We start from the raw sequence: 15,795 nt of genomic DNA, 5'->3' as shown, positions 1-15,795 counted from the left end.
AATTGAATCTATTATATACCAAAAGAGGATCCAAACTTAAGCCATGCTTGCTGTCGGTCTCACTACAATCTCATTTACGTCCACCTCTGCCGGCTGGCTAATGGCATACAAGATACTTTGCGCACTCGCCGAGGCGGGAATGGATATGCGCCGATACTCTTTCATGAGATCACGTGCTTCTTCATCAGAAATCGTATCCGCGAGTTCCGATTCCGTCACGCCCGGCGATACAAGAGTTACACGGATGTCCCCGCCTACTTCCTGTCGCAACCCCTCCGAGATGGCGCGGACCGCGTATTTGGTTGCACAATACACCGCTGCCGTTGGTGACACGGCATAGGCTCCAATAGAGGCGATATTAATAAACTGGCCGAAACCCTGCTTTTTCATGACGGGTAGTCCAGCTGCAATGCCATGCAGAACACCACGAATGTTAACATCTATCATGCGATTCCACTCATCTACTTTTAACGAATCAAGGGGAGATAGCGGCATAACTCCAGCGTTATTTAAAATAACATCGACACGTCCATAGCGAGTTTGAGCGAGGTCAACGATGGTTTGCATCTCTTCCAATCTGGTAACATCCAGCGAATGATACTCCACGGATCCGCCTTCTAAACGAATGGAGGAGGCCAATGCCTCCAAACGTTCCATACGTCTAGCTCCAATAACTACATGTGCTCCATGTTGTGCAAGCAATCGAGCTGTTGACTCACCAATTCCACTACTTGCACCGGTAATCACAACAACTTTCCCTTTTACATTGGACATATTAAATCGCTCCTTATTTGGTTGTTATTGTACATTTTCTCTATACAAAATCATGCCTGCATGGTACAAAACGCCGTCCCTGAAGTCTCCATCCGCCGTAAATCCCGTATCATCCACGTATTCTATATGTTTCCTACATACGGTTGTTTTGGTTCTTGTTGGTCGCCCATTGAATTGCGCTCCATTGTTTCTCACTCCTCTCTGCTTCAAAAGATTCCGTTGCTTATCTCCATTATGTAGAGGATCAGTCGTTGTACGATAGAAAAATCCCGCAGTATTCTTGCCTATTCCTCCAGAGCATTTTAAAATAATAGTAATCGTGGTTTACAAGGGGGACTGCAATTCATGCTTATCAAAACAAATGAAACGGATACGAGCATCACGGAGCAGCAGCAACAATTGGCTCAACTTATTGAGCATTTCACCCCAAGTGACGGGATACATCCAACAGCAATTCCATCCCTTGCCTTAATCCGTGCCTCCGAGATCTCACAACCCATATATTCCGTTTATCAGCCTTCCCTTTGTATTGTCGCCCAAGGTTCCAAATTAGTTATACTCGGCCGCGAGAGCTACACCTACGACCTGTCACAATATTTGGTGGCTTCCGTAAACTTGCCTATTTCAGGGCAGGTTGTACAGGCTACAACCGAACATCCCTATCTATGTATTCGATTAGATTTTGATTCAGGGCAGATTTTTGATCTGATTCAGGATACGCCTTCTGCACAACCCAAACCTGACCATTCAACACAAAGAGGATTGTTTGTTAGCTCAACCAAACCTTCCCTTCTTGAAGCCGTGATCCGATTGGTTCGGCTGCTGGATACACCTGAAGACATTCCTGTCCTTGCCCCTCTGTTTATCCGCGAAATTCTATATCGTATTATTCAGGATGAACATGGACATTCCATCAAGCAGTTTGCTATTCAGGACAGTCATGCACAGCACATCGCTGAGGTGATCGAAGTCATCCAATCTGATTACGCTAAGCCACTTCGGATTAAGCAACTTGCTGCCATGATCAACATGAGTTCTTCCTCACTACATCATCATTTCAAAGCGATTACCGCCATGAGTCCTTTGCAATTCCAGAAACAAATTCGATTGCATGAAGCCCGGCGAATGTTGCTTGCAGGTTCAACCGATGCCGCCAACGCTGCGTTCCAGGTTGGCTATGAAAGTCCGTCTCAATTCAGCCGGGAGTATGCACGCATGTATGGTCTCCCTCCCAAAAGCGATATCAAACGACTTCGTCATACACTCGATATTAAAAACTAGAAACAACAAAAAGACCCGCGTCATCATGACGTGGGTATTCGGATTCATATAGGCAGCAGTGCCATCAAGAGAATAGGTTTTGTTTTTCAAAAACAGACATCTGGTTCTCCCCGGTAATAGGACATTCATCAGGATACATACTTCGTTTCTCCAACTTCTCGTCGATAAAATCAACCACCTGCTGTAGCGAAGCAATCTGTGCTTCAACTTTCTTCCGGTGATTCACCAGCATCTCCCGTTCATCCGGGAAATCTGCGAGATCGGAATCCATGGACATTTGTAAATATGGCTTCATTTCCTCCAGAGACATTCCTGTTTTTTTCAGGCAAGTGATCAACTTCATCGTATGGATATCCTCCGAGCGATATACCCGATGGCGATTGGCCTTGCGTTCCGCTCGGGGAAGCAGCCCAATCTTCTCATAATAACGAATTGTATCTTCCGATAATCCGGCCTGTTCTGACGTTTCTTTAATGGAGAACACTTCATTCTCACTCATCATATGGGCCTCCTCCACATTCATTTCTCTCCATATTACAACTTGGAGCTGACTCCAAGTCAAGCATGATCCGTTCCATCCCAACACCCCTTGACTTGGAGTCGACTCCAAGTTATAGAATGAGCGCAGCATACAGATTCGTTCTGTAATCCCATTCTTCTGGAGGTATATATGAATATACAAAGTCAGCTTGGCACAGCTCTCATCACAGGATCAACGTCAGGAATTGGTCTTGAACTGACACGCAAGTTACTGGCTGAGAGATGGCAGGTAATCGGTCTCAACCGTTCTGCTTTCCCATCCGAGGATACCGATATTCAGAACGCCTTACGTTCAGGCCAGCTCCGTTGGGTTCAGGCTAACCTGACCAACTATGACAGTCTGAGAACTGCACTGGATCAGATTAAATCCGATACCGATTCGATTGATGTCTTGTTTAACAATGCCGGGGGTAGCGCTGCCGAACTTCGTTTCTCTGATCAGGGGCATGAACTGCATTTTGAACTTCAGACGATAGTCCCTTACATCATCTACATGGAATTAGTTGAGCTATTACTCAAAGGACAGATGAAAACAGTTATTAATACTTCCACCACCTCGTTCAATATGGTCAGACAATTTGATATGAACATCCTGGAACGTCCAGCCGAATTCAAAAAGCTGTTTGGTCCTTATGCCACCTCGAAGCTCGGCTTATCCCTATGGACACGCGAGGTTGCCAAGTCTGCCAGTGCGGATGGCATACAATTACTAAGCGTAGATCCCGGTGGAAATAACACGCTAAGGGGCAACAAAACATCCGGCCTGCCCTTCTATATCAAACCTATCATGAAATGGTTCTTTCCTCATCCAAGCCATGGCGCTTCGTTGCTCTACAATGCGGCCTTATCCCCAGCCAGACACGAATCCGGTGCGTTCCTGGTTAAAAATAAATCGGCAGCGCTTCGTTTCACAGAGCAAGGCCCTGCTGTTTTAAAGCGGGTAAACGAGATCTACGAGCAGCGTTTTCGTACAACGCAGTCTGGAAAGACCACAATCACCCCATCTTAATCATGATGGATGGTGAGCAGTAAACATAACCTAAAAACACGCCATAGCGGCGTGTTTTTAGGTTTATAGGCTTTATGGTTTTTTTTCCTTGTTAGATAAAGACACTCAACAATAACACCATGCCAAAGGCGGCAAATCCGAGAATGGTCTCCATGACCGTCCATGTCTTAAGTGTCTGCGGCACAGACAGATTCAAATACTCTTTGACAATCCAGAATCCCGAATCATTCACATGGGACAAAATAATTGAACCTGCTCCCGTTGCGAGCACCAGCAACTCCGGACTTACCCCCGGCATCGTCATAGCGATTGGAGCCACAATGCCCGCCGCTGTTGTCATAGCAACCGTAGCTGAACCTACCGCCGCACGAATCAATCCGGCAATAACAAAGGCCAGCACGAGTGGCGACAGATGCGCACTTTGGGCAAAACCCGCTATCGCGTCACCTACACCGCTGTCTGTCAGGATACGGTTGAATCCGCCTCCTGCACCGATCAGCAAGATAATGGAAGCAACTGGGCCCAAGCAATCATTTGTATATTTCAATATCTGCTGTTTGCTGAAACCACGTGCATATCCAAAAGAATAAAAGGAAAAGAGCAAAGCGAGCAGCAGTGCAATAATCGGACTACCGATGAAATCAACGACCTGACGGAATCCGTTTGTCTCTGGTAAAATCAGATCCACAATCGTAGCGAGCAACATCAGAATCACCGGAAGCAAGATCGTAAAGAGGGTGATGCCGAAACCAGGCAGTTCCCGATCTTTGGTCTCAGTGAACTGTTCCATTAGCTCACTTGAAGTCTCGACTTTGATCCGCTTGGAAATCCATGTTCCATAGAGCGGACCTGCAATCGCTGCGGCTGGAAGGGATACAATCAGAGCCAGGAATATTGTTTTACCAACATCGGCATTGAAGATTCCTACCGCGAGCATCGCCGCCGGATGAGGCGGAATCAGACTGTGTACCACGGCAAGACCCGCGACAAGTGAAAGTCCGATTTTGATCAGCGACGTCCCTGTATGCTTCGCAATAACAAATACCAGCGGGAAGAGTAGCACGATCCCAACCTGGATAAATACCGGAATACCACAGATCAGTGCAACAACCATCATCGCCCAGTGTACATTCTTCTCACCGAAGACACGAACGAGTGTCTGGGCTATTCGTTCGGCCCCACCAGACTCGGCCATGAGTTTCCCGAGCATCGTTCCAAGTCCCAGAACAATCGCGATGAATCCGAGAACGCTTGCAACACCTTCCTGATAGGATTTCACGATATCCGTGAACGGCATACCCGAGATCAATCCCATAAAGACAGCGCCCACGATCAGGGCAACAAACGGATTCATTTTAAATTTGGCAATCAACAGAATCAATCCAAGAATGGATATCAGTGCGTAGAGCAGCAGACTTGCATCATGACTAAGACCGAATACGGAATACATCCGAATAGCCTCCCCCAAGTTGTTATGTTGTGTCAGCACGCAGTATTACGCTGGCCCAAACGACCTGAACACCGCGCGCCTTCGTATTAAGCTTAAGCTTCGATCTTCTCTACCGTTTCCAACAGCGCACGTTCCCCGCCAACATTCCCTGGAAACACGATATAAGGGATACCACTGAATTTGGCTTCTTCCCCTGTCAACCATACCGGAATGCCCGCAGCCACTTGACCGAGCACCCTTGCTTTACGTATGGCCAGACCTTTTGTTGCCACATCACTGGATGTAATGCCACCTTTGGCAATAATGAACTTCGGTACGACTTCAAGGGATTGCACAATCTCGACCAAAGCTGACGATACCGTCTGACTGATCTTGAAATTGCCCTCATGTCCTTCTACGGTGATGAGCTTACGGCTGCTGTATACAACAACATTGTTGCCCTCCGCAAGCTGTCTGTTCGCTTCACCAATCACACGTCGAATTTCTTCCGTATATCCATCCGGCGTTAATACACGCTCCACATCGATCTCCAGACTGATGATGCCCGGAAACGTAAGCAGTTGTTCCAGTTGACGAGTCGTCTTCTGCACATAGGAACCAACAACAACGATTCCGCCATGTTGTTCCTGTCCGCTTGCGATCAGCTGCTCTTTTGGCAGAAATGCCTGATCCGAGATGCCTGCATACGATTTGACAAAGGAGGCCGCCGTCCGAAAAATAAAAGCTTTCCCCTCATCCTCTGCTTGAAGCAAAGCCAGAGAAAGTACATCCATGTCTGCATAAGAGAGCGCATTCACGATAATCGGTACATTGCTTTCGGCTTTTAGCAAAATCGCTTTGACTATATCGACTCCTTGACGGATTTCCTCCAGTGAAATGGTGAGGCAGCGACTAGCCTTAATACGGCCTGAAGTCTTCTCCTCTACCCACGATGGCAGATCTCCATGCTCATACCCAAATACATTATCCTTGGCAAATTCCGTCTCATGAACTGGAATCAACTGTTCGCCCTCAACCATATAATGCGTGTTGCCTATCGTAACCCGTCCTGCCTCGAAAAAGGCCGGAATGATCAGTTGTCCGTCATATGCACGTCCGCTGACACGCGCCACTTCTTCGGCTAGCACATCCGTCTCCAGCGGATAATAACCACGTAGCATGGAGTCACTACGACTCACAAAGGTGAAACTCGTTCCTTCCTCTGCTGCAACCTCTTGCACATTGCGGGCAATCTCCCGATTAATACGTTCCGCTGAATCTGCATCCAGCCCTCGTGTATTGGTCAGAATATAGAATAACGATTCAGAGGATCGAAACGCCTCCTGCAACAGTGGCTTGTCCCACTGTGTCAACACATCAATATCATGAACCGTCTGTACACCGGTTGGGTCATCATCCAGCACGATAATTTTGCGAGCCCTCGCATCCTGCAATTGTTTAATCTGTCCTCGCACTCCTTCAGAAGAGTTGTCCGTCCGAAGAGCTGCGGGGATATCCGATAACGTCTGATAGGTCATGTCTCTCCACCTCATATCTATATCTATTAACATTCTTTTTTCTTTTTTTAATTTTTTATTAGACCCGATTCACTTCTACACCTGCGAGTTTCTCAAAATACTGAACGATTCCGCCATGGTCATCTGCGGCTTTCCCATCAATCTTCAGTGCATGGAAGATCTCCAGCAACTGACTGCTGAGCGGTAAAGGAACACCGATATCATGCGCCGTTTCCATCACATTGGTCATGTCTTTGAGATTAATATCAATCCGTCCTCCAGCGACAAAGTTACGATCCAGAATGAGTGGAACTTTCGCATCCAGTACCGCACTTCCAGCAAGGCCACTACGGATTGCCTGATACATCTTCTCTACATCAATGCCAGCCTTGGCTGCAAATACAAGCGCTTCGGACATGGCGGCAATATTCAGGTTCACGATAATCTGATTCGCCAGCTTGGCTGTTGCACCTGAACCATTATCCCCCACTCGCGTTACATCCTGTCCGACCACTTGCAGAACCTCTTTCACAGATTCGAAAATCATTTCATTGCCACCCACCATGATGGCGAGTGTACCATCTATAGCTTTGGGTTCCCCACCACTTACGGGCGCATCCAACATATGCAAGCCTGATTTGGATACAAGCTGAGCCAGCTCTTTGGAAACGACCGGCGAGATTGAGCTCATGTCGATAATGATACTTCCCGTATTGGCTCCTGCCAGCACACCTTGTTCGCCCGTTATAACGGTGCGGACATGCTCTGAGTTGGGCAGCATCGTGAAGATGACATCACTATGCTCAGCCACCTCTTTCGGAGATGCTGCGCCTCGCGCTCCTGCATCAGCCAATGACATCACAGCCGTTTGATTAATATCGTATACGCTTACATCATATCCCGCCCGGATCAGGTTCAATGACATAGGACGTCCCATAATACCGAGTCCAATAAATCCAATTCGTTTCTTCATCTCGCAATCCCTCCAGCCTAAATTCTTCGCTTTTCCCTCTTGTAATCGCTATCATTCCTGTTCACATTCGTTATTGTACACAACATTTTAATTTTTGTATACAATTTTATTATTTATGTATCCGAAAATTAAAATTCGGTTTTTAATCTTGTTGTTTATTGCCTTCTTTTTCGCTAAAGTAAAGGGAGAGGTGAAATACAATGCAACCAAGTACGGACAAGTCCCGTCCAGCTTATCAGCAGGCCTATGAAGTTCTGCGGGACATGATTTTGCAAGGCACCCTTTCTCCGGGAACCAAACTTGTGGAAGAGAAGCTGGCGACCGATCTGAATGTCAGCCGGACCCCGATCCGTGAATCCATCCGCCGCCTGGAACAGGAAGGATTAGTCGTGAACAAACGGGTCGTCAAGCTAACCGAGACCGATCTAAGGAATACGTTTGAATTACGGAAGTTACTAGAGGGACATGCGGCTCAATCTGCAGCTGCCTTCTTATCCGCCCAGGAAGTGGCGGCTCTTGAGCATTGCGTTCAAGTGGGACATACCGGAAGCAAAGAAGAGATTATGGAAGCCAATAAAGAGTTTCACGAAATCATTATGCGCGCGAGTAATAACGCATTGATGATTGATCTCTTCGACAAAATGCAATCCGTCATTTATCTATTCCGTCAGACGGTTGTGTATTATCAGCGCCCCTTCCTCATTGAAGAGCATCATCAGATCTGTGAAGCGATCAAGGCACATGACGGGCAGACTGCCGAACGACTGATGAAAGAGCATCTGCAATCCGATCTGGAATTCTGCCTTCATTTGATTCGATAACCGGATTCATGGATTGTTCGACTTTCTCACATCCGTATAAAGACGTGACCGCATGCGGTCACGTCTTTTTTTGTCGTTTGTCCCTCATATTATCCAGGCCCTGATTCATAGGTGTAAACATAACGATACAATGTCACGTGTGACATGTTATTGAATCTGGAGGGATCACTCAATGACTAAAGGACAGCAACCTAACGAAAAATCATTTATTATCCCGCAACCCATTCGCAGTGATGGCGCTGGTGGACCTGATCTGGGACCCAGAGACGTCATGAGAGATATACAAAACCCCGATATACTGGTACCTCCGGCAACCGATAATGGGTTATTGCCCAATCTGAGAATGTCTTTTTCCGATACCCATATGCAATTGAACCATGGGGGTTGGTCACGTGAAATCACCGTACGGGATCTCCCTATTGCCACTACACTGGCAGGTGTGAACATGAGCCTGACACCGGGAGGTGTAAGGGAATTGCACTGGCATCAACAATCCGAGTGGGCCTATATGATCTGGGGAACGGCAAGAATCACTTCGGTAGATCAGAACGGACGTAATTTTATTGCGGATGTCGGGCCTGGCGATCTCTGGTTTTTCCCCAAAGGTCTACCCCATTCCATTCAGGGACTGGAGGATGGTTGTGAATTTCTGCTTGTGTTTGATGACGGGTCCTTCTCCGATCTGAATACGTTATCGATATCTGATTGGTTTGCCCATACCCCACCAGAGGTATTGTCTGTCAATTTCGGCGTGCCCGAATCCGCTTTTCAGTCAATGCCGAAGGAACAGGTCTACATTTTCCAAGATAACGTCCCGGGTTCCATCGAGAGCCAAGAAGTTCAGTCGCCATATGGTACCGTTCCTCTCACATTCAAACACCGATTGCTGGCCCAGGAACCACTCATTACACCCGGTGGAAGCGTGCGGATCGTAGACTCCACCAACTTCCCCATCTCAACTACCGTTGCTGCCGCACTCGTTGAGATCCGACCTGGCGCCATGCGTGAACTGCACTGGCATCCCAATGCAGATGAATGGCAATACTATCTGACAGGACAAGGGAGAATGACTGTCTTTGGAGGCAATGGCATTGCTCGCACATTTGACTATCGGGCTGGAGATGTCGGATATGTTCCTGTCGCAATGGGACACTATATACAAAATACCGGCACAGACACTTTATGGTTTTTGGAGATATTCCGAAGTGATCGATTCGAGGATGTATCGCTGAATCAGTGGATGGCGTTAACCCCGCGGGATCTGGTCCGTGACAATCTGAATGCGCCGCCTGAGTTGCTCGATGCCTTGCGTAAAGTAAAATGGCCTGTCGTTTAATTTAGTATGTATATCTATCATTTAAGCTGAAATGGGGTAATTGTCAGAGAATCCCACTATATAAGGAGGAATATGAAAGATGAGAGCCGTTACGTTTCAGGGAATCAAGGACATTCAAGTCAAAGAGGTTGAAGATCCCAAACTGCAACAGAAGGATGACATTATCGTTCGTATTACTTCCACAGCTATATGTGGATCGGATCTGCATATTTATCAGGGAGCCTTGCCTGCTGCCAAAGATTACGTTATCGGTCATGAACCGATGGGCATTGTAGAAGAAGTAGGTCCAGAAGTGACACGTGTGAAGAAGGGGGACCGTGTGGTCCTACCTTTTAACATCGCTTGTGGTGAATGCTTCTATTGCAATCATGACATGGAGAGCCAGTGCGATAATTCCAATGGCAATCCGGATATTCATACAGGTGGATATTTCGGATTCACCGAACGTTACGGAAACCACCCCGGAGGTCAGGCAGAATTATTGCGTGTTCCCTACGGGAACTTCACTCCGTTTGTGATTCCTGAATCCTGTGAACTGGAAGATGAGGCTTTATTATTCCTGTCCGATGTTCTTCCAACCGCATATTGGAGCGTGGAGAATGCCGGAGTTAAACCGGGAGATACGGTCACTGTACTCGGTAGTGGACCCATTGGGCTGATGACGCAGAAGTTCGCCTGGATGAAAGGTGCGAAACGTGTTATTGCTGTGGATCGCCTGCCCTATCGACTGGAGAAAGCCAAACGTTTGAACGATGCAGAGATCTTTAATTTCGAAGATTACGATGATATGGGTGAGCACATTCGTGAGATTACACAAGGCGGAACCGACGTTGTTATCGACTGTGTAGGTATGGATGGTAAAAAAACCACGCTGGAGGAGATCGGACAGAAGCTGAAACTTCATGGCGGTTCACTGAGTGCGATTGAAATCGGCATGAAAGCAATCCGCAAATTCGGTACACTCCAACTTACGGGTGTATATGGCTCTTCCTACAACATGTTTCCGTTAGGTAATTTGTTTGAACGCAATATCAATCTTAAAATGGGACAAGCTCCTGTTATACATTACATGCCATTGTTCCGCAAAATCACTGCTGGTGAATTTGATCCAACGGAGATCATCTCCCATCGGATTTCACTGGAGAATGCAAGCGATGCATACCGCATTTTCAACGATCATGAAGACGAATGTACCAAAGTTATACTAAAACCCTGAACCGTCGCTTTGATTATAAATATGCAAAATAAAACAAGCAGAACTACCCGTTCAAGGTACTCTGCTTGTTTTATTTTATCGACATTCATCCTGTTACCGTTGCATAAACTGCTGAACCAGCTAAATGGTCTTTACCTAATCAGACATGAGTCAGTTTAATCGCTTGGATATACACACTTTCTCCTTGGAAGCTGTCGAGCTTCCCGTTCGTTGTCACTTCAAAATTGAAAAATTTTCTGATGATGGACGGTGCACTCAACATACTTGCTTCAAGTTCCCTTCTCTCCCGTTCCGGCAGTGCCGCACGGTTACACCACTCTTCAAACTTAAAGCGCTTCTGGAAGGAAACCATCGTTTCCATTCGGAAGCCCGCATACTCCAGCATATGAATCCATTCCGTCTTGCGCCATGACCGAACATGGCTTGCATCCCGACACTTCTCCACTTCATTGTAAAACTGGTCATTCTCATCCCGTTCAGGTGCCACGTTGTCAATGAATAACAACCTTCCGCCGGGCTTCATAACTCGTAATGTCTCATGAACAAACGAAGAAACGTCCGGAAAATGGTGAGCAGCGATTCGGCAGGTTACAAGGTCATAGATATCATCATCGAATGGCAGCTTCTCTGCATCCCCGGCAACAAAATCTACATTACGGTGTCCATTGCCCTGGATAAATGCTTCAGCTACCTGAAGCATTTCTTCCGTTAGATCGAGGGCTGTCACCCGCTGAACAAGTGGAGCCAATGCATTAGCGACATGCCCTCCTCCAGTGGCGATATCCAGCACGTTCATATCCGGAGTGGCTTGAGATGAAGCCACGAGCAACGCGAGATCCTCACCTTTGGCATGCCCCGAACTCGTCACATATTTACCTGCATTTTTCGCAAACTGCTTCTGCACCTGACTTTTGATTACATCAGACATTCCAATTCCTCCTGCATAAGTTTCATTAGACGAAACATAGTTTCAAAATATAATTATATTTATTTTACCATAGATGAATGTAAAAGCTAAATAAGCATTTTACACAAATCCGGAGGCAACTTTCCACTGCCTAACCAAAAAGCTGAAATAAAAAACATCCCCCAAGTGAATTTCACCCAGGAGATGTTTCTTATATTTATTACTTCACAAGCGTTGGTGACTTCTTCCACAGTCCCAGAATCAGACCGGAGATCACAGAACCAATCGCAACAGCGAGCAGGAACAATAATGCGTGGTTCGCCAGTGCTGCAACAAAGATCCCGCCGTGCGGAGCTGGTACATTAATGCTCCACAGTTGTGTCAATCCGCCAGCAACAGCGGAACCCAGAATACAAGAAGTCAATACACGTAATGGATCAGCCGCAGCAAATGGAATTGCACCTTCTGTAATGAAAGAGAATCCAAGTACATAGTTAGTCAGGCCTGATTTGCGTTCTTGCTCTGTAAATTTGGATTTGAAGAATGTTGTTGCAAGTGCAATCGCCAGAGGAGGCACCATACCGCCTGCCATTACCGCTGCCATCCATGCACCGTCTGTGTTACCACTGGATGTGAATACACCAATGGCGAACGTGTAAGCTGCTTTGTTGAACGGTCCACCCATATCGATGGACATCATACCGCCAAGCAACAAGCCCAACAATACCGCATTACCTGTACCCAGATTACCCAGTGCATCTACAAGCCAGGTGTTCAGGGAACCAAAGATTGGATCAAAGACATAGAAACTGATGGCACCCACGATCAGCAAACCAAATACCGGATACAGCAAGATTGGTTTCAAGCCATCAATCGCTTTTGGCAATCCTTTGAACAACTTACGGAGACCAATAACTACATAACCCGCCAGGAAACCGGCAGCCAAACCACCAAGGAAACCGGCATTTGAGTTAACCGCCATCAATCCACCGACCATACCAGGCATCAGGGCTGGGCGATCACCAATGCTCATCGCGATAAATCCGGCAAGTACCGGAATCAGGAAGTGGAACGCACCTGTTCCGCCACCGATCGTTTGAAGCAGTTGCACAATCGGATTCTCAGGGCTAGCAAGCTGTTCGAACAAGAAGGAGATTGCTAGCAGTATACCGCCACCTACAACGAATGGTAGCATATGCGAGATACCATTCATCAGATCTTTATAGATTTTGCTACCTACACTAATCTTGCCAGTGCTTGCACCCTCTTCCTTGGCATTTCCGCCTTGGCTGCGATAGATCGGTGCATCACCGTTAACAGCCTTGCGAATCAGCTCTTCGGATTTACGGATTCCATCACTCACCGGTCTTTGCAATACCGGTTTGCCATCGAAACGTGCCATCTCCACATTTTTGTCTGCGGCAACGATAACCCCTTTAGCACGAGCGATCTCATCAGCAGTGAGAACATTCTGCGCTCCTTCAGAGCCGTTTGTCTCTACGCGAATATTAATGCCCATTTCCTGAGCTTTCTTTTTAAGTGCATCTTCAGCCATAAACGTATGAGCTATACCGGTTGGACAGGCTGTAACCGCAACAACAAAATCTTCCGAATTGGCATTACCTACAATCACACCAGAAGTATTCTGTTGCTGACCAGTAGTAGAAGTGGATGCGGCATTTGCTGCTTTTTCAGCTTTTTCTTTTTCTTTGGCTGCTTCCTTCTCAGCTGCTTCAGCCTGTTTGGCATCAAACAATGCACTAACTTCGGCTGGTGTATCTGTACTCATCAATTGTGAGATGAAATCGCTATCAATCAACAACCTGGAAAGAGCTGCAAGCGTACGCAGATGGGTATTACCTGCGCCTTCTGGAGCCGCAATCATGAAGAACACATGAGCTGGCTGATCATCCAACGCTTCAAAATCAAGTCCTTTTCTACTCTTGGCAAATACAACTGTTGGTTCGTTCACCGCTGTTGTTTTGGCATGTGGCATTGCAATTCCGCCACCGATACCTGTGCTGGATTCAGCTTCTCTTTTATAGATCATTTCCTTGAACAGGACCGGATCATTGATTCGTCCGCTTCGGTTCAGGCTTGCAATTAGTTCATCAATAGCCTCATCTTTGGTTGTGGCTTGCAGGTCCATGATCATCGTTTCTTGGATCATCAAGTCTGTTATTCTCATCTTGGTACACTCCCTTAAGTTCAGTCGGCCTGCATAGGCAGGCCTCACTACATTACAATTACAATTAAGACCTTCTATAAGACCGTTAGACTAGATTGTCGTAATGGTCACTTGATTACGCAATTCATCAATCAATTCACGTGTTGCCAGATCATCCGAGAACGCAGTTGCGCTTCCAGATGCAACCCCTGTGCGGAAAGCTTCCAGCAAATTTCCGCTCTGTACATAGGTACCTACGAATCCGCCAATCATGGAGTCACCGGCACCAACCGAGTTTTTCACAGTACCTTTTGGCACATTCGCATGATGAACTTCCGCTTTGGTAATGAATAATGCACCCTCGCCTGCCATGGAGATCAACACATGTTTGGCACCGGCTTCCAGCAACTTACGCCCGTATAACACCAGTTCCTCGCGAGTATTAATCGTTACACCGAACAGTTCGGCCAGTTCATGATGATTTGGCTTCACCAGCAATGGTGCATGTTCAAGAGCTTCCATTAACGCAGGGCCAGTTGTATCAATCACAAATTCGGCACCCGTTTGCTTGCACACTTTAATGAGACGATCATAAAAATCCGTTCCAAGTGAAGGAGGTACACTTCCGGAGAGAATGACAATATCTCCTTTTTGCAATGAGGACAATTTGTGAAGCAACTGCTCCGCCTCTTCGGCACTTATTGCAGGTCCAAGACCATTAATCTCTGTCTCTTCTCCATGCTTCAGCTTGATGTTAATGCGAGTATCGTCTGCAATCGTAACAAAGTCTGTCCGAATGTTATCTTCTTGCAACTTGTCATTAATGAAACGTCCCGTGAATCCACCAAGGAAACCAATAGCCGTGTTATCTGCTCCAAGTTGATTCAGTATGCGAGAGACATTAATGCCTTTGCCGCCAGGGAGCTTCAAATCCCGATTCATTCGATTCAATCCGCCAAGCTTCAGCTCATCCACTTCCACGATGTAATCAATGGACGGGTTAAGTGTTATCGTATATATCATCGTTATCCCTCAATTATTTTAGTTTTCTGGGCGATTCCAGGCCGCCAATGTTCTGGCATCTGCTCGGTAATCAAATCGGCCTCCTCCAAATCAAACAATTTGGCAAAAGTAATTTCCCCTATTTTGCTGGAATCAGCCAGCACATAAGATTTTCCCGACAATTGATGTGCACGCCTTTTAATCAAGGCTTCCTCCGGATCCGGTGTTGTATACCCCATTTCGGGATCAACTCCGTTGCTTCCAAGAAAACATTTATCAAAACGGAAATTATCCATGTTCTGTAATGCGATACTGCCAATGACTGCTTTTGTATGAATTTTCATCATACCTCCGAGCAAATAACTGCGAATACGCTTGCTTACCAAAGCCTCAACATGTGAAAGTCCATTGGTAACAACCGTTACGTCTTTAGCTTCAATAAAAGGAATCATGGCTAACGTTGTCGTTCCTGCATCCAGATAAATGCATTCGCCATTTTCGATCTCCTGTGCAGCCAAACGGGCAATCGTCGTTTTTTGTTGAATGTTTTTGAACGTTTTTTCTTCCATGCCCGGTTCCAGCGTTTTTTCATTCACCAGTGCGGCACCGCCGTGGATGCGTTTGAGCATCTGACGACTCTCCAGATCGATCAAGTCACGCCTAATTGTTGATTCAGAAGCACCCAACACATCAACAAGCTCTTGCAATTTCACAATTCCCTGTAAATGTAAGCGCTCTATAATTGCAGCATATCGTTCTTCAGTCAGCATCTTCATTCCTCCAACTGCTTCTATAGTATCATAATTCACTCAAAAAACAACCA

Annotated in this window: 14 protein-coding genes and 1 pseudogene; 5 read left to right on the top strand and 10 right to left on the bottom strand. The window is 46.6% G+C overall.

Features of this window, described 5'->3' with window-relative positions; translation table 11 throughout:
• Positions 1-36: 36 nt before the first annotated feature.
• Together MHI48_RS10140 and MHI48_RS10135 are read right to left on the bottom strand one after the other, a co-directional pair.
• Positions 37-774: an SDR family oxidoreductase gene (locus tag MHI48_RS10140; protein ID WP_405143852.1), complete on the bottom strand. Its 738-nt coding sequence runs from the start codon at positions 772-774 to the stop codon at positions 37-39.
• 24 nt (positions 775-798) lie between these two features.
• Positions 799-918, bottom strand: a pseudogene (locus tag MHI48_RS10135) (Atu4866 domain-containing protein); the annotation flags it as partial.
• Between the two features lie 201 nt (positions 919-1,119).
• Here MHI48_RS10135 and MHI48_RS10130 point away from each other — a divergent pair.
• A complete protein-coding gene (locus tag MHI48_RS10130) occupies positions 1,120-2,055 on the top strand; it encodes an AraC family transcriptional regulator N-terminal domain-containing protein (RefSeq protein WP_405143850.1) in 936 nt (311 codons plus the stop codon).
• A 64-nt stretch (positions 2,056-2,119) separates the two neighbouring features.
• Here the strand turns inward: MHI48_RS10130 and MHI48_RS10125 are convergent, their stop codons facing one another.
• The gene (locus MHI48_RS10125) at positions 2,120-2,557 is read right to left on the bottom strand and encodes a MerR family transcriptional regulator (RefSeq protein ID WP_053061511.1); all 438 of its coding nucleotides are present in this window, start codon (positions 2,555-2,557) and stop codon (positions 2,120-2,122) included.
• A gap of 168 nt (positions 2,558-2,725) precedes the next feature.
• Here MHI48_RS10125 and MHI48_RS10120 point away from each other — a divergent pair, with 168 nt between their 5' ends.
• Entirely contained in the window at positions 2,726-3,604 is an 879-nt protein-coding gene (locus tag MHI48_RS10120; RefSeq protein ID WP_405143847.1) for an SDR family NAD(P)-dependent oxidoreductase, read from the top strand.
• Positions 3,605-3,695: 91 nt separating this feature from the next.
• On the opposite strand, the gene MHI48_RS10115 is transcribed toward MHI48_RS10120, so the two are convergent.
• The 3 genes from MHI48_RS10115 to garR all read right to left on the bottom strand — a co-directional run bounded on the left by MHI48_RS10115 (position 3,696) and on the right by garR (position 7,523).
• Complete coding sequence (locus MHI48_RS10115) at positions 3,696-5,054, bottom strand: GntP family permease (protein ID WP_036609749.1); 1,359 nt, start codon at positions 5,052-5,054, stop codon at positions 3,696-3,698.
• Positions 5,055-5,146: 92 nt separating this feature from the next.
• The gene (locus tag MHI48_RS10110) at positions 5,147-6,571 is read right to left on the bottom strand and encodes a four-carbon acid sugar kinase family protein (protein ID WP_405143845.1); all 1,425 of its coding nucleotides are present in this window, start codon (positions 6,569-6,571) and stop codon (positions 5,147-5,149) included.
• A 58-nt stretch (positions 6,572-6,629) separates the two neighbouring features.
• Positions 6,630-7,523, bottom strand: coding sequence for a 2-hydroxy-3-oxopropionate reductase (gene garR, locus MHI48_RS10105; RefSeq protein WP_036670060.1), 894 nt, complete (start codon positions 7,521-7,523; stop codon positions 6,630-6,632).
• 200 nt (positions 7,524-7,723) lie between these two features.
• Here garR and MHI48_RS10100 point away from each other — a divergent pair, with 200 nt between their 5' ends.
• The 3 genes from MHI48_RS10100 (at position 7,724) to MHI48_RS10090 (ending at position 10,896) form a co-directional block, all read left to right on the top strand.
• On the top strand, positions 7,724-8,344 hold the full coding sequence (locus MHI48_RS10100; protein ID WP_036670058.1) for a GntR family transcriptional regulator: 621 nt from the start codon (positions 7,724-7,726) through the stop codon (positions 8,342-8,344).
• Positions 8,345-8,516: 172 nt separating this feature from the next.
• Positions 8,517-9,680: an oxalate decarboxylase family bicupin gene (locus MHI48_RS10095; protein WP_405143842.1), complete on the top strand. Its 1,164-nt coding sequence runs from the start codon at positions 8,517-8,519 to the stop codon at positions 9,678-9,680.
• Between the two features lie 79 nt (positions 9,681-9,759).
• Positions 9,760-10,896: a zinc-dependent alcohol dehydrogenase gene (locus MHI48_RS10090; protein WP_405143840.1), complete on the top strand. Its 1,137-nt coding sequence runs from the start codon at positions 9,760-9,762 to the stop codon at positions 10,894-10,896.
• A 139-nt stretch (positions 10,897-11,035) separates the two neighbouring features.
• On the opposite strand, the gene MHI48_RS10085 is transcribed toward MHI48_RS10090, so the two are convergent.
• The 4 genes from MHI48_RS10085 to MHI48_RS10070 all read right to left on the bottom strand — a co-directional run bounded on the left by MHI48_RS10085 (position 11,036) and on the right by MHI48_RS10070 (position 15,742).
• Complete coding sequence (locus MHI48_RS10085) at positions 11,036-11,824, bottom strand: class I SAM-dependent methyltransferase (RefSeq protein ID WP_405143838.1); 789 nt, start codon at positions 11,822-11,824, stop codon at positions 11,036-11,038.
• A gap of 199 nt (positions 11,825-12,023) precedes the next feature.
• A complete protein-coding gene (locus MHI48_RS10080) occupies positions 12,024-13,991 on the bottom strand; it encodes a PTS fructose transporter subunit IIABC (protein WP_036609761.1) in 1,968 nt (655 codons plus the stop codon).
• A gap of 90 nt (positions 13,992-14,081) precedes the next feature.
• Positions 14,082-14,993: a 1-phosphofructokinase gene (pfkB, locus tag MHI48_RS10075; RefSeq protein ID WP_036609763.1), complete on the bottom strand. Its 912-nt coding sequence runs from the start codon at positions 14,991-14,993 to the stop codon at positions 14,082-14,084.
• A gap of 2 nt (positions 14,994-14,995) precedes the next feature.
• Entirely contained in the window at positions 14,996-15,742 is a 747-nt protein-coding gene (locus tag MHI48_RS10070) for a DeoR/GlpR family DNA-binding transcription regulator (protein ID WP_017689448.1), read from the bottom strand.
• Between the last annotated feature and the right edge of the window lie 53 nt (positions 15,743-15,795).

This window comes from Paenibacillus sp. FSL H7-0942, assembly GCF_045040715.1.
In the GTDB taxonomy this organism is placed as follows: Bacteria; Bacillota; Bacilli; order Paenibacillales; family Paenibacillaceae; genus Paenibacillus; species Paenibacillus amylolyticus.
Note: the sequence above shows the minus strand (reverse complement) of the source record. Positions and strands in the feature narration are given on the sequence as shown.